Annotated in this window: 14 protein-coding genes and 2 pseudogenes; 6 read left to right on the forward strand and 10 right to left on the reverse strand. The window is 40.9% G+C overall.

All coding sequences use genetic code 11. The annotated features are described in order from the left end of the window. The 10 genes and pseudogenes from G327_RS25185 to G327_RS25190 form a co-directional block, all read right to left on the reverse strand. Positions 1-590 (reverse strand): annotated as a pseudogene (locus tag G327_RS25185) (transketolase); the annotation flags it as partial. Between the two features lie 403 nt (positions 591-993). Further along, complete coding sequence (gene cdd / locus G327_RS0119795; RefSeq protein ID WP_019616547.1) at positions 994-1,395, reverse strand: cytidine deaminase; 402 nt, start codon at positions 1,393-1,395, stop codon at positions 994-996. A 4-nt stretch (positions 1,396-1,399) separates the two neighbouring features. Further along, positions 1,400-2,023, reverse strand: coding sequence for a GNAT family N-acetyltransferase (locus G327_RS0119800; protein WP_019616548.1), 624 nt, complete (start codon positions 2,021-2,023; stop codon positions 1,400-1,402). Positions 2,024-2,532: 509 nt separating this feature from the next. Beyond that, positions 2,533-3,351 (reverse strand): nucleoside-specific channel-forming Tsx family protein, encoded by an 819-nt coding sequence (locus tag G327_RS0119810; RefSeq protein WP_019616550.1) that lies wholly within the window; start codon positions 3,349-3,351, stop codon positions 2,533-2,535. Between the two features lie 148 nt (positions 3,352-3,499). After that, on the reverse strand, positions 3,500-4,210 hold the full coding sequence (gene deoD / locus G327_RS0119815) for a purine-nucleoside phosphorylase (RefSeq protein ID WP_019616551.1): 711 nt from the start codon (positions 4,208-4,210) through the stop codon (positions 3,500-3,502). 106 nt (positions 4,211-4,316) lie between these two features. After that, positions 4,317-5,564, reverse strand: a complete 1,248-nt coding sequence (locus G327_RS0119820) for a phosphopentomutase (RefSeq protein WP_019616552.1) — start codon at positions 5,562-5,564, stop codon at positions 4,317-4,319. Next, a complete protein-coding gene (gene deoC, locus G327_RS0119825; protein WP_019616553.1) occupies positions 5,564-6,337 on the reverse strand; it encodes a deoxyribose-phosphate aldolase in 774 nt (257 codons plus the stop codon). Before deoC ends, G327_RS0119820 begins: the two co-directional genes overlap by 1 nt. A 127-nt stretch (positions 6,338-6,464) precedes the next feature. Continuing rightward, a complete protein-coding gene (locus G327_RS0119830) occupies positions 6,465-7,730 on the reverse strand; it encodes a NupC/NupG family nucleoside CNT transporter (protein WP_019616554.1) in 1,266 nt (421 codons plus the stop codon). Between the two features lie 142 nt (positions 7,731-7,872). Continuing rightward, on the reverse strand, positions 7,873-8,823 hold the full coding sequence (gene tal, locus G327_RS0119835) for a transaldolase (protein WP_019616555.1): 951 nt from the start codon (positions 8,821-8,823) through the stop codon (positions 7,873-7,875). Between the two features lie 115 nt (positions 8,824-8,938). Further along, positions 8,939-9,106 (reverse strand): XapX domain-containing protein, encoded by a 168-nt coding sequence (locus tag G327_RS25190; protein ID WP_019616556.1) that lies wholly within the window; start codon positions 9,104-9,106, stop codon positions 8,939-8,941. A 302-nt stretch (positions 9,107-9,408) separates the two neighbouring features. Here G327_RS25190 and G327_RS0119845 point away from each other — a divergent pair, with 302 nt between their 5' ends. The 6 genes and pseudogenes from G327_RS0119845 to G327_RS0119860 all read left to right on the forward strand — a co-directional run bounded on the left by G327_RS0119845 (position 9,409) and on the right by G327_RS0119860 (position 18,742). After that, complete coding sequence (locus G327_RS0119845; protein WP_019616557.1) at positions 9,409-10,764, forward strand: hypothetical protein; 1,356 nt, start codon at positions 9,409-9,411, stop codon at positions 10,762-10,764. Between the two features lie 342 nt (positions 10,765-11,106). Further along, positions 11,107-11,319 (forward strand): 50S ribosomal protein L31, encoded by a 213-nt coding sequence (rpmE, locus tag G327_RS26630; protein ID WP_083938577.1) that lies wholly within the window; start codon positions 11,107-11,109, stop codon positions 11,317-11,319. 632 nt (positions 11,320-11,951) lie between these two features. Then, the gene (locus G327_RS0119850) at positions 11,952-12,695 is read left to right on the forward strand and encodes a thermonuclease family protein (protein WP_019616558.1); all 744 of its coding nucleotides are present in this window, start codon (positions 11,952-11,954) and stop codon (positions 12,693-12,695) included. A gap of 96 nt (positions 12,696-12,791) precedes the next feature. Beyond that, positions 12,792-13,090, forward strand: a pseudogene (locus G327_RS27410) (malate dehydrogenase); the annotation flags it as partial. A 129-nt stretch (positions 13,091-13,219) separates the two neighbouring features. Further along, the gene (locus tag G327_RS27415) at positions 13,220-13,945 is read left to right on the forward strand and encodes a malic enzyme-like NAD(P)-binding protein (protein WP_245542711.1); all 726 of its coding nucleotides are present in this window, start codon (positions 13,220-13,222) and stop codon (positions 13,943-13,945) included. Positions 13,946-14,182: 237 nt separating this feature from the next. After that, a complete protein-coding gene (locus tag G327_RS0119860; protein ID WP_019616560.1) occupies positions 14,183-18,742 on the forward strand; it encodes an ATP-binding protein in 4,560 nt (1,519 codons plus the stop codon). The last annotated feature ends 70 nt before the right edge of the window (positions 18,743-18,812 follow it).

Here is an 18,812-nt window from a genome sequence, read left to right on the forward strand (position 1 = left end):
AACCAGCCTTCAACTTCACCATCGATAGAGATGCCGTTGTCATCCCAGAATGCAACAAGTTTACCAAGACCTAAAGTACCCGCTAAAGAACAAGCTTCATGGGAGATACCTTCCATCAGACAGCCGTCACCTAGGAAAGTGTAAGTGTAATGATCAACAATATCGTGACCTTCACGGTTGAACTGCGCAGCTAAAGATTTTTCAGCAATCGCCATACCAACAGCGTTAGTAACACCCTGGCCTAGAGGGCCGGTTGTTGTTTCTACACCCGGCGTGTACTCGTATTCCGGGTGACCTGGAGTTTTAGAATGTAACTGGCGGAAAGATTTAAGATCATCGATTGACAGATCGTAACCCGATAAATGTAATAGAGAATAGATCAGCATTGAACCGTGCCCGTTAGACAGTACAAAACGATCTCGGTCAGCCCACTGCGGGTTAGTCGGGTTGTGGTTTAAGAAATCACGCCATAATACTTCTGCGATATCAGCCATACCCATTGGTGCTCCTGGGTGACCTGAATTGGCTTTTTGAACGGCGTCCATGCTTAGGGCTCGAATTGCGTTAGCTAGCTCTTGACGAGATGGCATCTGTTTCTCCTGGTCTGTTTAAGTTGTGTATAAAATAAAAAATTATAAACATTTAAATGTCAGCTTTTCCGAACATACTGTGAATATGATCAGGAAATAATTCCCTGCTGACATGCTGTGAATTGATTAATTGAAATTAGTTTATTTATTAAGCGGTGCAGAAAATGAGATCTAGATCGACCCAATCGTTATTACTTTCATCTTATCCGCTATGTTTACAAAACGTGTGGTTTTTTGGCTGGTGCTGATATTTTCGACTAAAAACGCAGTAAAAACAGGCGTATGTGGTTTGTGCTGCTGTTAAGGCGGACGGGACAAAAATTGGATTTACAATGAAAAACAGGCGGGGGTAAAGCTGGTAAGTAAGCAGAAAATCTGCTTACTTACCAGCTTTTGGGAGCGGCTATAATTCAGCGCCTAAAAACGCATGTGGTAATAATTCCGCAATGGTGAAATTTTCCACATCTGATTCAGATGCATAACAGTAAACCATTGCATCATTAGCAGACTGTTCAGCAATAACCTGACGGCATGAACCGCAAGGATAAGCTTTTACCAGTAACTTCTCTGAATTACGGCCTAATACATGTACTTCTTTAACATCACCGATTTTTGCGCCTTCAGTTACCGCTGTCTGCAGGGCATTTCGTTCAGCGCAGTTAGTGGTCGGGTAGGCTGCAGATTCTACATTAACGCCTTTATAAACTTTATTATCTTCGGTAACAACAATTGCCGCTACGTTAAAGCCGGAGTAGGGTGCCGATGACATATCCAGCAGTGTATTTAATTCATTGAAGTAGTTCATATTTTCATAATCTCTTTATATAAGTGCGAGAATCGCTTTCTGACTGCTTAATAAAGCCCATCTTCTCAAGGTAAAAGCAGTGCTCATCATTGTCGGCAAATGCTTTTAATGTATTGATCCCTTTAGCTTTCATAAACTCAGGGTGAGTATTGTAATAATAGCTGCCGAGTTTAAAGTCGCGGTACCGCGGGATGACGTAATCCAGCATAATTGTAAAAACACCATCTTCTTCTATTTGTCCGGTAAGCAGTCCGGCAATATTGTTATCGCGTAACATATAAAATGATGTTCCGGCTTCTTTTAATTTTTCCAGGGTTATCTGTTTTTCAATATCATTTTGATTAACACTAATAAAATGTTGAAAATATTCTGAATTATTGGAAGCTGAAATTATTTTGAATTCTTCTTTGCTGTTGTATAACTGATAAAGATAATAAACATTAATGCATGCAATGCTTAGATTCATCACCATGGTCGGAGCTGAACCTATAAAGTAAGCAAAGGAAGCGAAAAGCAGACAGCCTATAAAATTAATGACCCTCAATTTGATAATTGAACTCATGGTTAATGAGACCAAAACTACCATTGAAGCTAGATATCCGTACCACTCTACCCAATCAAATTCCATAATGATTCTCCTTGAGGTCTGCTTTAGATACACCTGATCCGTTAGGTATATCTTAGTCTATTATCTACATTTTATTAAAGATCCTGTCAGCGTATGCGGCGGAAAACCTATGTTTCAGGTTTCGGATTATCCGCTGCGCAGATAACAACGCGCTGAACAGCACGTTCAGCTGCAGTGAACTGCGTTTCTGTACGGGCATGGATCATTGCCGATTGCTGTAAACTGGTTTAGACCTACTGCATAATCAACGCTGTCAGTAAACGTTATTGATTCTAACTCCTGAGATACCAGTGCGATAAATAGGTGTTTGGGGCGGGGTTTTAAAGCATTTTAGGCCGATAGAGTTTTTACAGGCGGAACTATGTCTGCACAGAATCTGAAGCGGTAAAACAGTTTGAAAAGCCGCAGCACTCTGAATGAGTACCTACTTAAGGAGTTGCTGTGATTAAATAAATAATATGGGAGGGCGGCGAGCCGCTCTCCCGGATGCATCTATTATTAAGTTCTATTTAGAACTTGTAAGTTGCAGATACGTAATGGCTGAAGCCAGTTGTGTCTGCACCAGGCCATGCACTTTCATCTTTCAGGCCGTAAACATTTTTGTATGCTTTCAGGCCGTAACCTACAGCAAAGCGGTCTGAATGCCAGTAGATACCGTTAAACATGTTGCCGCCGTCAGCTGATTTACCTTCTGCTGAATCCATACCGAACTGCCAGTCGATGTAACCCTGGTAAGAAATGAATGAACCGTTTTCAAAGAAGAAGAAAGGTTTAAACCAGTTTGTTGATGCATGGAAACCATCCCACTCACTGCGACCGATTTCGTAATGAGCCATTAAGTTTAAACCGACTTTACCTAACCAAGGTACCATTACATCAGAACCAAGACCGATATTAGCATTGTTTACTACGTCATTACCGCTCCAGTTCATCAATGTTGCAATGTATAACTCTTGTACTGGACCGAAAGACAGATCTTTACCTGTTAAACCGTCAAGCGACATACGAGGTGCAAATTTCATGAACATTTTTTCATTACTGTCAACACCATTGGCTTTCTTTTGGCCGCTGTCTTGGCTTAGGTTGAATACATCAACGTAGCCGTACAGATCCCAGATGCCAGAGCGACCGCCGAATTCCATTTCCAGGTAATCGTGATCTTCCTTAGTAGCACCTTCAGAAGTTGGTATTTCACCAAATGAGTACATTGCATTGAACTGCAGCCATTTGTAGTCGTTTTTATGAGTGTCGCCATCGCTGTAATCAGCAGCGAAAGCAGAAGTTGACGATAAAGCCAGTACACTAAGGGCTAAAAGAGACTTGCGCATAGTTATTTCCTTATTTAAGTTTAATAAATAATCATCATCAATGATGTTATTTGTTTTATCTATTACTTGCGTAATACTTACCAATCTACCCAAGGTCTTTTTGAATATGGTTTCCCGTATTGCTGGTACCTTGGATTTCAAGTTCTTGTTATTCTGCTACCACAGAATCCAGAGCAATGATTATCATTTCATTGAAACTGTTTTGTCTTTCATCAGAAGTTGATTTTTCACCAGTACGGATATGGTCCGATACAGTTAAAATACACAGCGCTTTAGCGCCTTCTTCTGCAGCAACTGCAAATAGACCTGCAGCTTCCATTTCTACACCTAGAATATTGTATTTTTCTAGTGTATCAAATACTTCCGGCTCTGGCGTGTAGAAGGTATCAGCTGAGAAGATGTTACCAACTTTAGCTTCGATACCATGTGCACGTGCAGAGTTTACTGCTTTTTCTAGCAGACCGTAATCTGCGATTGCAGCATAGTCATGTCCGGCAAAACGGATACGGTTTGCTTTTGAGTCTGTTGATGCACCCATACCGATAACAACATCAAGAAGCTTAATATCTGGGCTTACAGCACCACAGCTTCCTACACGGATTAGGTTTTTAACACCGTATTCACGGATTAATTCAGTTGCATAGATAGAGCAAGAAGGGATACCCATGCCGCTGCCCATTACTGAAATACGTTTACCTTTATAAGTACCGGTAAAACCTAGCATGTTACGTACGTCTGTTACCTGTACTACATCTTCTAAAAAAGTTTCTGCAATATATTTAGCACGTAAAGGGTCGCCTGGAAGTAAAACTGTTTCTGCAAAAGCGCCGTCTACTGCATTAATATGAGGTGTTGCCATTTTATCATTCTCCATCTATTTATTTAAAAAGCCGCCTAAGCCGTAAGCCCCGGCGTCTTTAGTTACTGCAGAGGTAAAATTCCCCTGCAGTAGGTTTAGGTCTTAATTACTTAAAAATACTTTTACCGTACTCTAGGTCTGGTAAATTATGGTGCTCGGCGATGGTCTGGCCGATATCCGCGAAAGTATCACGCAGGCCTACTGAGCCGGCTTTAACCGATTTTCCGTAGACAATAACCGGGATATGTTCACGAGTATGATCTGTGCCTTCCCAGGTAGGATCACAACCGTGATCGGCAGTGATGATAAGAAGATCTTCATCATCCAGCTCTGCAAGTATTTCCGGTAAACGTTTATCAAAATATTCTAGAGCAGCTGCATAACCAGAAACATCACGACGATGTCCGAAATCAGCATCAAAGTTCACAAAGTTAGTGAAAATAATGCTCTGATCGCCGGCTTGTTTCAGCTCATTTAAGCTTGCATTAAACAGTTCTTCGATACCGTTTGCTTTAGTGGCTTTAGTAATACCCTGAGCCGCAAAAATATCTGAAATCTTACCGATGCTGACTACGTCACCGCCAGAGTCTTTCATTTTATCAAGCAGAGTCGGCGACGGTGGAACAACCGAGTAATCATGGCGGTTGCCGGTACGCGCAAAGTTGCTGCTGTTTGTGCCGTCGAATGGACGAGCAATAACACGGCCGATATGATATTCATCAACCAGTTCACGTGCGATTGCACATAGTTCGTAAAGGCGCTCAACACCGAAGCTTTCTTCATGACAGGCAATCTGGAAAACACTGTCTGCAGAAGTATAAAAAATAGGCTTGCCGGTTTTGATGTGTTCTTCACCAAGCTCTTCAAGAATGATAGTGCCCGATGAATGACAGTTACCTAAGTATCCAGGTAAATCTGCACGTTTAACTAATTCATCAAGGAGCTCCTGAGGGAAGCTGTCTTGTTTTTTCTTAAAGTATCCCCAGTCAAATAACACAGGTACGCCGGTGATTTCCCAGTGACCGCTTGATGTGTCTTTGGCTGTTGAGATCTCTTTTGCAAAGCCGTAAGCAGCTGTTGGCTCAACAGATTTGTCTAAACCGGCAGGAAAAATACCTGAGCTTTCTTCACAAGCTCGGCCAAGACCCAGTTTGTTCATATTCGGGATAGTAAGCGGACCTTGGCGTCCGTTGTCTGCCTGACCTTCTGCACATAGTTTAGCTATATGGCCTAGTGTATTTGAACCGGCATCATTGAACTGGCTGCCGTCTGGGCGTGTACCGGTAAACTGGTCTGCATCTGCCGATGAGCCGACACCAAAAGAATCAAGTAATAAGATAAGTGTGCGTTTCATTAGTAAGCCCCTTTTTCTACTGTTTTATCTGTTAAATTTAATTCAGTTAACAGGCCTGTTAGTAGACTTGATGCACCGAAACGGAAATGATCTGTATTTACCCAGTCTTCACCCATGATGTCACGGGCAAGCTGCATGTAATCGTAGGCTGTCTGTGCATCTTTAACGCCGCCGGCCGCTTTAAAACCAACATCAAGCCCAGACTCTTTAATCGCTTCCAGCATAACTTTGGTTGCTTCTAAAGTGGCATTCACAGGTACTTTACCCGTTGAGGTTTTAATAAAATCAGCGCCTGCATTGATACAAATCAGACTTGCTTGTTTAATTAGTTCAGGGCTCTGTAATACACCTGATTCGATAATAACTTTCAGTTTTACTTTGTCACCGCAGATTTCGCGGCACGCTTTGATCATGGTTGCGCCAATCTCGCTGTTACCCGACATTAATGCACGATAAGGAAAAACCACATCAACTTCATCTGCGCCGTAGGCAACAGCAGCACGGGTTTCGGCTAGAGCAATCTCTAAGTCGTCATTTCCGTGTGGGAAATTTGTAACCGTCGCAATTTTAATGTGCGCGGTATTTTGTTCAGCTAATACTTTTCGAGCAATCGGAATGAAACGAGGATAGATACACACTGCAGCGGTGTCGCCGGCAGGTGTGTGAGCATCTGCACATAACTGAATTACTTTTTGATCAGTGTCATCGTCATTAAGCGTCGTTAGGTCCATTAACTGGATACCTTGACGAGATGCTAGTTGTAAATCACTCATTATTTAATTCCTTTGATTTTCTGTTAGTAGAAGAACCAGGCAGCTCAGAACTTGTTTCCAAGCACCTGGTAGTTATATCAGTTACCGTAAATTATCGTTCGTTTAAAGTAACTGATTGTTTGATAAATTAAGCAACGCTCAGTGCGAAGAAGATACCTACTAGAGTTGCACTCATGAAGTTAGATAACGTACCAGCAAGAACAGCTTTAAGACCCATGCGTGCAATATCAGGGCGACGTGATGGTGCAAGTACACCTAGACCACCAAGTAGAATTGCCATTGAAGATAAGTTTGCAAAACCACATAGAGCAACAGTAACGATTACTTGAGAGTTCATGCTTAGAGTATCTTTGATGCCGACGAAGTCGATGTAAGCAACAAACTCGTTCACTACTAATTTCTGACCTAGTAAGCTACCTACCTGTAGTGCTTCAGACCATGGAACACCGATTAGGAATGCGATTGGCGAGAATAAGTAACCTAAGATCACTTGTAGAGTTAGTGAATCAACACCAAATACACCGCCTACTGCGCCTAAGATAGTGTTAATTAGCGCGATTAAAGCGATGAATGCGATTAACATACCACCAACGTTCAATGCTAAGTGAAGACCGTCAGATGCACCAGCAGCTGCCGCATCAATTACATTTACTGGTTTGCCGGCTGCATCAGCTTCTAGCTCTTCATCAGTTAACTGCTCCATTTCATCTTTTGGAGTATCTGTTTCTGGCTCTAAAAGTTTAGCCATTAATAGACCACCAGGTGCCGCCATAAATGATGCTGCAATCAGGTAATCAAGACTAACACCTAAAGATGCGTAACCTGCTAGTACCGCACCGGCTACCGATGCAAGACCACCGGCCATTACTGCAAAAAGCTCTGAACGAGTCATTGTGCGGATGAACGGTTTAACAACTAACGGTGCTTCTGTTTGACCAACAAAAACGTTAGCAGCTGCTGACATTGACTCTGTACGACTTGTACCTAGCGCTTTCTGTAGTGCACCACCAAAGATTTTGATGATGAACTGCATAATACCCATGTAGTAAAGAACAGCCATTAATGAAGCGAAGAAGATAATGATAGGCAGTACGCGGAACGCGAATACAAAACCGCCGCCGCCGAATACTTCAAACATTTTACCGGAAACAAGACCGCCGAAAAGGAAACCAATACCAGCGTTTGCACTGTCAATAACAGCTTGAACACCGTTAGAGATACCGCCTAAGATGCTGGCACCAGATTCTGTGAATATAACAATAGCAGGTATTGTCACTTGTATCGCGAAAGCACCCCCTACCGTTCTAAGATTGATTGCTTTTCTATTGCTTGAAAATATTACCGCAATCATAATTAAGGATAGAATCCCTACTAAACCCATAACAATTTGCATTTTTAACTCTCCATTTTAGTTTGGCTTGACTTCAGAAAAAATTTTCTATCCGTCATTTTCATTACTGTTATTTAAAACTAGGTGATCTGCTAATGCTGAATCCAAGAATGCATTGGCAGGTTGTTTACTTAACTAGAAATAATTACAAACGTTCCATAATCATTGTTTCTAGTATATCTTGATCGATAGCAAAATTTCTGATGCCTTCGGCAAGTTTTTCAATCGCCATTGCATCTTGATTGTGCTGCCATAAGAACTGTGCTTCGGTTAATGGTGCTCCTGGTGTTTTGATTTCAGTCGTAGCAGATAATTTTGTGATTACCTCTCCCTGCGTATTTTCAAGCTCTTCTAATAATTGAGGGCTGATTGTGAGTCGATCACATCCAGCTAACTCTAAAATTTCACCAGTGTTTCTGAAGCTTGCACCCATTACCACTGTTTTATAACCATGTGCTTTATAGTAGTTGTAGATTTTTGAAACTGATATCACGCCTGGATCAGATTCTGCTGTAAAGTCACGACCTTCATTTTTCTTATGCCAGTCCATAATGCGGCCGACAAAAGGTGAAATAAGAAATACGCCTGCTTCAGCACAAGCCTGCGCTTGAGCGAAAGAAAATAGAAGAGTTAAGTTACAGTTCACACCCTCTTTTTCTAAGATTTCAGCGGCGCGAATACCCTGCCATGTAGACGCAAGCTTGATTAAAATACGATCGTTAGTAATACCCGCATCATTATACATTTTTACCAGCTGACGTGCTTTTGCTAGACTTGCTTCGGTGTCATAAGACAAGCGAGCATCGACTTCAGTTGAAATTCGGCCTGGAACAATGTTTAGAATTTCTTTACCAATATTCACAGCTAACATGTCACAGGCATATTGAACTTGCTGTTCTTTAATATCACTTTGTGTTTTTGCATATGCAATCGCATCGTTTATTAAAGGTGCATAACCTGCAATTTGCGCCGCCTTTAAAATAAGGGACGGATTTGTTGTTGCATCTTCAGGCTGATATTTTTGTATAGCTTCAATATCTCCTGTATCTGCAACTACAGTTGTAAGCTTGCGTAATTGGTCTAATTTACTATCCATTGAACTAACCTTTTAATAATTAGGTATTTAAATGTTACATGGTGATCTCTCACCGCTATTAGGCTGGTAATTATAAATTCAGCCTATTTTATTCTTTCCGTTTTTTAATCGTCTATTACAACAAAGCGCTGATATACTGCTGGTAAATCAGGCCTCCCATATACACACCGAAGATACCCATAATGCCGGGTAATACTGGTGGAGCTGGTAATGGTAATTTTAAAAAAGCAAAAATAAGCCCTACTAGACACCCTGCGAATAAGGCCATAAAAATTTGTTGCATGCTGACTCCTTGTCAATCCGATTAATTGAAATCAGTTTATTTATTAAGCTACCTTAAAAGTGTGACCTAAACCCCCAGAACAATAATTATTATAATCTTCTTTTGTGGTGTTAACAAAATATGTGGGCTATCATTTTGTTAGATGATTTATAGGAAGAAATATTGTTTAAACTTAGAACAGACTTTAACTCTTGTAAAACAGTTAATTGCGAAAATTTTACTGTGGTCAAAAGTAAATATCACAACTGTGTTATCAAAATGTGTGGGCTATGATTGTGCTGGGCGAGTAATAGGAAAAAATAATGTTTAAATTTAGAACAGACTTTAACTGTTGCAAAACAGTTAATTGCGAAAATTTCGGAGTGATCAAAAGCGATGACTATATTCCGCAGAGCAGACGTTTAGGATACTTGTCAATTGAGTGTAAATTGTGCGGCAGTAATTGTCCCTGGATAAATAATGAATTAGTTAACGGCATTGTAAAAGAAAAGCTGGAATTTCAGTTTGCCAGAAAATTAACCCACTGCCCTAAGTGCCATCAGTATTTTTTCTTTAGCGAAAGAACGGATGCTAAGCTGCATGGTTTTACCTCCGCAGGAACACAGCGAAAAAAATGCTGCGTATGTCATACTATTTATACTGTGCAGAATTATAAAAATATTGAAGCTCTGAAGTCAGTGCTTGCCAGTATTATTGCGAATAAAGAAATACGAGAGTCGATTAAAGCAAGCGGCTTGTCGGCCAGACTGTATTATTTTTATCTTGATAAACTCTCCAGTATATTTTCCAATTTCAGCCGTCTGCATGAAGAAGAGGTGATGGAAAGAAGTTATTTAGCGATGCATACGGAAGGGCGGGTTATAAAACTTGATCATAAAAGAGGTATGTACAGCTTAATTACTTCTGAAGTAGACAGTGGTTATATACTGCTGAACAGCAATAACCTGACCAGACAGAGCGTCGTTGATTATTATATTTACGATGAAAGTGAAAATACTATTATAACTTCGAATTACTCAGATAATCTGGAAAATGTTCTGACTAACCGTTACCAGCAGAATATGAACCGTAATCATTTTGAGCAGTTATTAGTTGGGGAGCTAAAGCCGGTAACAAAATGTAATTTAATTTATCCGGATAAACTGGCTTATATTCATTTTCAGCTGTTAAACGCGTTCAGCCGCAAAGCAGATAAATATGATCATTATATTGAACACGAAAGTACCCTCAGATCCGGTGCTTTAATGGCTTCTTATGAGGACATCAAAAAGTCTAATGCCGATGTCTATTTTTTTGTTCCTTTTCTTAATTCAAGGGAAAAGCTCCAGGGGAAAAAAATCGGCTGGTGGAAGGACCGCTGGTTCAGCAATGAATTAGGGGCTATTTGTCCAATCACTTGTAAATTAACGGACAGTGCGGATATTAAACTTCATCACAGTGACAGTATTGACCTATTTTTTACCTATATTGATCGGCATATGAACAAAGGAGTAAACAGTATTAATGTTATTGATCAGCTGTCTGAAATACACCGCGTTATATTTAACTATTGTGATTTGAAAAACAATACTACCCGGGCAATAACCTTCGGTGTTGCTCAGAAGAGCTATACACCAGAAAGTCTTCTGGAAGATGCTTTGAAAATGATAATGAGCTGAATTGCTTGGTTTTTTGCAAGTCGGGTATTTCCATAGATAGTGGAAATATCCAGCTTTTATTGTTGTTTATATTACACACTCCTATACGTTTTTGTATAACCTTAAAACGGATAATGAGCATAGCCTGGTTCATGGAGTGAAAGGTTAATAGAGTTGCTACATAGCCGTAAAAGAGTGTATTGCTGTAAATAGTCGAAATATCCCATTTTTTGGTTGTATTTTTATTGCACATCCTTATATAATTCGCCACCTAAAAATTTACGATAAATACGTGTGGTACTTTGTTGAGTGAAATAATTCATTCAAACTGAGCAGCGACACGGCCCAATAGAGGTTTTCCCTATGAAAAACAATATTCATCCAGAATACAACGTAATCACAGCAACTTGTTCTTGTGGTAACGTAGTTAAAGTTGGCTCAACAGCCGGCAAAGACCTAACTCTAGATATCTGTGGCGCATGTCACCCATTCTATACTGGTACTCAACGTGTTGTTGATACTGGCGGTCGTATCGACAAATTCAAAAAACGTTTCGGTTCTCTTTCTTCTAAATAAGCTTTATCGCTTAAATAGAAAGACCAGAAATGATTTTAAAAAGGTACCTTCGGGTACCTTTTTTTATGTCTGCTGATAAGTAATTGCAGGCATCGGCACAGTATCGCTGATACTGGCAGTCGTATCGAAGCTGTTATCGGGACAGGTAAGCAAAAAACATTTCGGTTCTCTTTCTTGTAAATTGCTTAAATAGAAAGACCAGAAATGATATAAAAAGGTACCTTCGGGCGCCTTTTTTTATGTCTGCTGATAAGTAATTACAGGCATCGGCACAGTATCGAAGCTGTTATCGGGATAGATAAGCAAAAAACGTTTCGGTTCTCTTTCTTCTAAATAAGCTTTATCGCTTAAATAGAAAGACCAGAAATGATTTTAAAAAGGTACCTTCGGGTACCTTTTTTTATGTCTGCTGATAAGTAATTGCAGGCATCGGCACAGTATCGCTGATACTGGCAGTCGTATCGAAGCTGTTATCGGGACAGATAAGCAAAAAATGTTGGGCTGGCTTTCTTCTAAACAGCTTAATGACAAAGAAACGATTTAAAAAGTATGTCAGGTGATAATAAAGTTTCAGGCGTTTCCTGGGGTTTTGTCCTAGAGTGAAAACAGATTTTAATTTTTTGGAATAAACTGTGTTTTTACGATTTTTTATACTTTTCTTGATCCTGCCCGTGCAGTTGTATGCTTCCTGTCAGAAGATCGGCTGGGATCAAACTGTCACTCTGAAAAAAATTAATGATGGTGATACGGTCACCTTAACAAACGGGTCTTTAGTCCGACTTATCGGTATCAATACACCCGAAATTAACCATCGCGATAAAAGCCTTTCTGAGCCGTTTGCTTTTGAAGCAAAACGATTATTAGAAAAATATATAAAGGCTGGGGATAAGCTGCACTTGGTTTTTGATAAAACTAAACAGGATAAGTATGGGCGGATACTTGCTTATGTTTATAGTAAAACCGGGCGAAATCTGGCACTGCTGCAGTTACAGAATGGTTTGGCAAAACAGCTTGTGATTGGTAAAAATGATCGTTTCTGGCGGTGTTTTCAAAAAGCAGAAAGGCGGGCTCGTCTCCGAAAAAAAGGGATTTGGTCTGAGTTTAAGCCGTTGTCCGCTGCTGCTTTAAATAAAACAGATAAAGGTTATGTCTATATCAAAGGTACCGTAACTGAATTACATGAAGATAAAAAAGGTCTCAGTTTTAAGTTAGACAGAAAATTAGAGATTAAGATAGCAGCAAAGCCTTTAAAAATGTTTAAGGACAATAACGTTGATTTTCTACTGCATGACAAATTATTGTTAACTGGAAAATTAACTTTCAGTCGCCAGCTGCCTAGATTAAGGCTCTATCATCCTGCGCAAATCTTACCCTAAGATGAATTAAGGCTGTAAACTCACTAAAAACTTGACTATCATCACGCTTTTCCCAAGCCGGGTAAGATTAGTGTTGAAATTACCACTTCAGCTGAAATGGCCCATGATCTGTCTCTGGCTTACAGCCCGGGAGCGGCAGAGCCGGTACATGAAATTGCATCTAATCCCGATGATGTTTATAAATACACAGATAAAGGCAACCTGGTGGCTGTTATCACTAACGGCAGTACAATTTGGGGACTGGGAAATTTAGGGCCTTGGCCTCTAAATCTGTTATGGAAGGTAAAGCGTTATTATTCAAACGCTTTGCTGGTCTTGATTCTATTGATATTGAAGTAAAGCATCGCACTGCCGATGAGTTTGTTAATACTGTTGTAAATATTGCCGATACATTCGGCGGTATTAATCTTGAAGATTTCAAAGCACCTGAGTGTTTTGAAATTGAAAAGGCATTAAAACTGCGCTGCAGTATTCCTATCTTTCATGTTGATCAACACGGTACTGCTATTGTAACCGCTGCCGGCATGATTAATGCGCTGGATATTCAGGGGAAAAAAATAGAAGAAGCTAAAATTGTCTGTATGGGCGCAGGTGCCGCCGCCATTGCCTGTATGAAACTGTTGATTAAATGCGGCGCATTACGTGAAAAGATTTATATGCTGGATCGTAAAGGTGTCATTCATACTCGCCGTGGTGATATCAATGAATATAAGCAGCGTTTTGCTAATAATACTGACCAGCGTACGCGACTGGATGTGGTCACCAAAGCAGATGTCTTTGTTGGTGTATCCGGCCCGAATGTTTTATCTGCACAAGATGTAGAATTAATGGCGTCGAATCCAATTATTTTTGCATGTTCAAATCCAGACCCGGAAATTAAACCTGAATTAGCACATTCTGTTCGTGATGATCTGATTATTGCCACTGGACGCAGTGACTATCCTAATCAAGTTAACAATGTACTTTGTTTCCCGTTTATTTTCCGCGGTGCATTAGATGTGCGTGCAGCTGAAATTAATGATGCGATGAAAGTTGCTGCTGTTCATGCGATACGTGAAATCGCTAAGCTGCCGGTACCTGAATCTGTACTTAAGGCCAGCGGCGCTGAATCTTTAATTTTTGGAAAAGGTTATATTATTCCTAAACCTATGGATCCTCGTCTGCTTAAACATGTCGCCGGAGCTGTTGCTCGTGCTGCGGTTGCCACCGGTGCTGCTCAGATTGATCTGCCGGATAATTACACGGCATAAAAAATAACTTAATTAAAATTACTTAGGTTGTTTCAGAAGCTCCGCTATTCATTTGAAAACAGCGGAGTTTTTTTTATTTATAGATTTGATAATACGTTTATAGTTCACAGAACACGAGTTATTAACGGGTGTTTTCCTTGGATATTAAAATCAATAGTGGAATCATAGGTTAATAAGTTGTAAATTAGCGCGTTTTATCAAATATTTTTTTCTATCACTATTTTGTAAGGGTATTGTATGCCAGGGAAACCTTCTTCTCAATTTGAAGCAAATAATATTGCTGATCCATTATTTCTTCATGCTGAGCATATCGCAAAAGACTTCTCACTATTTCCGGATAATTCATTACCATCAAATACTGATCGTTTAGAAGGCTTGATTGATCGTGAACGTATTCAATCAAACCTGGCTACGATCCAAAAGTTAGATGTTGATGCTTATATTGCACGTACTGTGCAGCCTGCTGAAGATAATAAACGCCCAGGGGCAAAAAGTATTATCTCAGGATTTAATGGTAAAGTTGTCACTGAACAGTTAAACGGCGCATTTTACAGTGCTGAAATGGAACTGGATTTTGGCGGCTATACCCGTCGTATCGGCATCATTGCTCAAGAGCGTAGTTCAAACAACGGCGCATGGATGCCTGAACACCATTTAGCAGCAAGTAAAGCGATCCGTAAATTTGCCGATCTGTCACTACCTATTGTATACCTTATCGATACTCCGGGAGCAGATGCCGGCGAAGAAGCAAACAGTCAGAATCAGGCACACAGTATTTCACAAATGATCACTGAAAGTGCCAATGTTGACGTACCTACGGTTGGTATTGTTGTTGGTGTCGGTTACTCAGGCGGTGCTATCCCGCTGGCAACTGCAAATATTCTGCTTTCTGTTCGTGACGGTATTTTTAATACTATCCAGCCGAAAGGACTACAGAGCATTGCGCGTAAATATAACCTGTCATGGCAGGAATGTGCGCAGTCTGTTGGTGTATCTCCAGAAGAGTTATACGAAATGGGCTGTATTGACGGTATCGTTGATTACTCTCCTGTGGATCAGGATGAGCGTCAGCACAATCTGCAGAAAGCCGTTATTTCAAGTATTTTATCTATCGAGTCGACTTCGGTTGATTTTGTGCGTAAATACCCGGACATATTAGAACACTACAACCGTAGTCTGGCGCGTTACTTAGAACCGTCAAGCAAGCTGGTCGCTGTTGAAAATGCATCAGAAAATGCGCACCTTATCGCGAAAAACCCGACCGTGCATAATAATGCATTTGGTACTACTTATCGTTACATGCGTTACCTTACTTTACGCTCTCGTATTAAAGCGATCCAGAAAGGTGAGTACGGCCGTTTATCAAAACTGACGACACCTGAAGGTGACCTTAAAGCACGTGTTGAAGCAGATCGTAAACAAGTATTCGTAAGCTGGTTAAATAATCCTGACAAGCTGATTTATGACGATACGCTTAATAAAAACTGGAAATCATTTTTAGCAAAACGTGAAGATAAAAGCCTTGAGCGTAATATGTTCACTAAGCTTATTTTAGGTGAGCCTCAGGAAAATTACGATAATGCACGTAGTGCGTTACTGATTAACTTGACCTGGTCTTTATATAACCGCTGGAAAAGCAGTGCTGAAAATAACTTCCGCGCATTAATTACGCATCTTGAAGATGAAGTGAATGTACCGGTTACTGATTCATGGCCTGAACTGTCAGACTTAACAACAATTGATGTTGTAACCCACAAAGAAACGCGTGAGTGTTTCATTGTGCATTGTCGTCATATGCTGGTATTTAATTCCTTATATGATAATACAATGGGCAACCTTGCTTCTATCGCCAAAGAAGCGATGGCAACTAAAGAGCTGTCTCGTGAATCTGTTTCTTCTCTGGTACGCAGTTCATTAAAAGGTGCTTTAAGCAAAGTAAGTGACGATGACTACGAACAGCTGAAAGTAACCTTTAATGCCTGGCTGCATTATTTCACCGATCAAAGTGAACGTGGTGAGGTTTTAGCAAAAGTTGAAGAGTGGAAGAGTATCGGTGCGCCGCAGATGAACTCAAGTTTGTTTGTTATTTTAACTTACTTGTTTGAAAAAATATTACCTGCTTATTACAACAGCCGTGAAGACGCATCTCAATATAACGGTGCGATTAACCCGGTACGTATCGGTCGTCGTAAAGATTTCTGGAACCGTTTGACTATGGGTTATCAGGACCTGCTGATTCAAGCTGTTTTGCGTGCAGAAAAGAACAAGAAGAACAACTCTTACGAAGCCATTTTAGATAAGTTCTTTACTGACTTTAAAGAATCTAAATCTGACTTGATGACAGCTAACCTGCTTGAGTTCCCTGGTTTCCGCTTATCTGTTGAAGATGCACTGGATAAAAAAGTTAAGCCTTGCGGTTTAGTGACTGGCGTGGGTGGTTTTAAATTAGAAAGTGGTGAAACGCAGGAAGTAGGTGTGGCGGTTTCTAACCTGTCATTCCAGGCGGGTGCCTTTGATATGGCAAGTGCAGAAAAATTCTGTGCGCTGCTGGTTGAATGTGCAGAAAAACACTTACCAGTTGTGGCATTTATCAGTTCCGGTGGTATGCAGACTAAAGAAGGTGCCTCTGCACTATTCTCAATGGCTGTAGTAAATGACCGTATTACCCGTTTCATCCGTGATAATGACCTGCCGGTTATTATGTTTGGTTACGGTGACTGTACTGGTGGTGCACAGGCTAGCTTTGTGACACATCCAATGGTGCAGACTTATTACCTGTCAGGTACTAATATGCCGTTTGCCGGCCAAATGGTTGTACCTGCTTACCTGCCGTCAACAGCGACATTATCAAACTACTTATCACGCGTTTCCGGTGCTATGGATGGTCTGGTGATCAACCCGTTCTCCGATGACCTTAACGATAAGCTGCGTGATATTGATGAAAATATGCCGATGCCGGTGATCACTGTTGAAGAGACTATTCAGCGTGCATTAACTGGTTTTGTGCCTGTTTGCGGTATCGGCGGTGATGCTTTCTCAACAGCAGATCCTCGTGAGTTAATGACACCAGTGAAAAAAGTGCTGGTTCATGCGCGTGGCTGTACTGCGGTTAAATTAATCCGCAAAGCGCAGGATAATGATATTAACGTTGTCTTAGTGGCTTCGGATCCGGACATGACATCGGTACCTGCAGATATGCTGGGTAAAGGTGATAAGCTGGTGTGTTTAGGCGGTAATACTTCTGATGAAAGTTACCTGAATGCCGGATCAGTATTAAAAGTGGCTGAATATGAAGAAGTTGATGCACTTCACCCGGGTATCGGTTTCTTATCTGAAAGTCCGCATTTTGCCGATTTATGCGTCAGCCATGATATCAACTTTGTTGGTCCAAGCATGAACAGTATGCTGACCATGGGTAATAAATCTAATGCAATCAAAACGGCTCAGGATAACGGCGTACCCGTTGTGCCGGGAAGTCACGGTATCTTAACTGGTGCTGAGCAGGCGTTAGATATTGCTAATACTATCGGTTACCCGGTTCTGCTTAAAGCGGTTAACGGCGGTGGCGGTAAAGGTATCTTAGTTATTGAAAAAGCTGAGAATATGTTTGCCGGCTTTAATCAGGTATCAGCTGAAGCGCGTAATGCTTTTGGTAACGGTGATCTGTACCTTGAGAAATACATTACTTCACTGCGTCATATCGAAGTACAGTTATTACGTGATAAACACTGTAATACTAAAGTGCTGGGTATTCGAGACTGTTCTGTACAGCGTAACAACCAGAAGGTTGTTGAAGAGTCAGCATCAACAATGCTGCCGGCTAAACTTGAAGCGCTAGCGCTTCAGCATACTGCTGCATTAGCTGATGCTGTTGATTATATGGGCGCCGGTACCGTTGAGTTTATTTATGACCTGGATGCAGATGCTATCTACTTTATGGAAATGAATACTCGTCTACAGGTAGAGCACCCGGTCACAGAAGCAACATCGTGTATTGATATCGTAAGCGCACAGTATGATATTGCATCGGGTAAGAGCATCGCTGACCTGAAACCGCAGAAAAAAGGTTACGCAATTGAAGTACGTGTAACAGCGGAGAAAGCAGCGCTTGACGGTAACGGCATTATGCAGTTAGTCCCTCATCCGGGTAAAGTGGTTGAATGTAAGATTCCTGAGCAGGATGATGTTGAAGTTATCTCTATGGTTTCCGAAGGTAAAGAGGTTTCTCCTTATTACGACAGTCTGATTGCACAGTTTATCTGCACAGGTAAAGATCGTAATGATACTGTTAAGAAACTGCTGGATTTCTTAGATAATGTAGTTATTAAAGGTATTGCGACTAATATTCCTCTGCTGCAGCGTATCTTAAAAGATGAAACATTCTTAAACGGTGTTTATGATACAACTTATCTGCCTAAGTTTATGGCTGATCTTGATCAGCAGGTGATGATTGATGAAATGGAAGCCTCTGCCTCATCAGGCGGCAGTGAAGTTTCTATCCAGGTTGACGGCAGTAATGAGCTGAAAGTGCTGGCACAGAGTGCTGGTATTTTCTACCGTGCTTCTTCGCCGGCAGAGCCGGACTTCGTTCTTGAAGGCGATATTGTTACGGTTGAACAGACGCTTGGTCTGATGGAAGCTATGAAAATGTTCTCTCCATTGACACTAGCAGGCTTTAACCGTCAGGATGCCGTTCTTTATGACGCTGATACTAAGTTCCGTGTGGAGCGTATTATTAACGCTAACGGGCAGCAGGTATCCAGTGGCGATCTGCTCTATATCATAACGCCTTTATAAGAAACACTGTTTGATCAGAAAGCCAGTCATCCGACTGGCTTTTTTTATATCATTATTATTAGTGCCGCAG

Origin of the sequence: Psychromonas ossibalaenae ATCC BAA-1528 (assembly GCF_000381745.1) — a bacterium.
GTDB lineage: Bacteria > Pseudomonadota > Gammaproteobacteria > Enterobacterales > Psychromonadaceae > Psychromonas > Psychromonas ossibalaenae.

What these genes read in the sequence shown, in the direction of transcription:
- cdd (WP_019616547.1), bottom strand. Translation starts at nt 1,395, where the DNA reads ATGAACTACTTCAATGAATTAAATACACTGCTGGATATGTCATCGGCA.
- G327_RS0119800 (WP_019616548.1), bottom strand. Translation starts at nt 2,023, where the DNA reads ATGGAATTTGATTGGGTAGAGTGGTACGGATATCTAGCTTCAATGGTA.
- G327_RS0119810 (WP_019616550.1), bottom strand. Translation starts at nt 3,351, where the DNA reads ATGCGCAAGTCTCTTTTAGCCCTTAGTGTACTGGCTTTATCGTCAACT.
- deoD (WP_019616551.1), bottom strand. Translation starts at nt 4,210, where the DNA reads ATGGCAACACCTCATATTAATGCAGTAGACGGCGCTTTTGCAGAAACA.
- G327_RS0119820 (WP_019616552.1), bottom strand. Translation starts at nt 5,564, where the DNA reads ATGAAACGCACACTTATCTTATTACTTGATTCTTTTGGTGTCGGCTCA.
- deoC (WP_019616553.1), bottom strand. Translation starts at nt 6,337, where the DNA reads ATGAGTGATTTACAACTAGCATCTCGTCAAGGTATCCAGTTAATGGAC.
- G327_RS0119830 (WP_019616554.1), bottom strand. Translation starts at nt 7,730, where the DNA reads ATGCAAATTGTTATGGGTTTAGTAGGGATTCTATCCTTAATTATGATT.
- tal (WP_019616555.1), bottom strand. Translation starts at nt 8,823, where the DNA reads ATGGATAGTAAATTAGACCAATTACGCAAGCTTACAACTGTAGTTGCA.
- G327_RS25190 (WP_019616556.1), bottom strand. Translation starts at nt 9,106, where the DNA reads ATGCAACAAATTTTTATGGCCTTATTCGCAGGGTGTCTAGTAGGGCTT.
- G327_RS0119845 (WP_019616557.1), top strand. Translation starts at nt 9,409, where the DNA reads ATGTTTAAATTTAGAACAGACTTTAACTGTTGCAAAACAGTTAATTGC.
- rpmE (WP_083938577.1), top strand. Translation starts at nt 11,107, where the DNA reads ATGAAAAACAATATTCATCCAGAATACAACGTAATCACAGCAACTTGT.
- G327_RS27415 (WP_245542711.1), top strand. Translation starts at nt 13,220, where the DNA reads ATGATTAATGCGCTGGATATTCAGGGGAAAAAAATAGAAGAAGCTAAA.
- G327_RS0119860 (WP_019616560.1), top strand. Translation starts at nt 14,183, where the DNA reads ATGCCAGGGAAACCTTCTTCTCAATTTGAAGCAAATAATATTGCTGAT.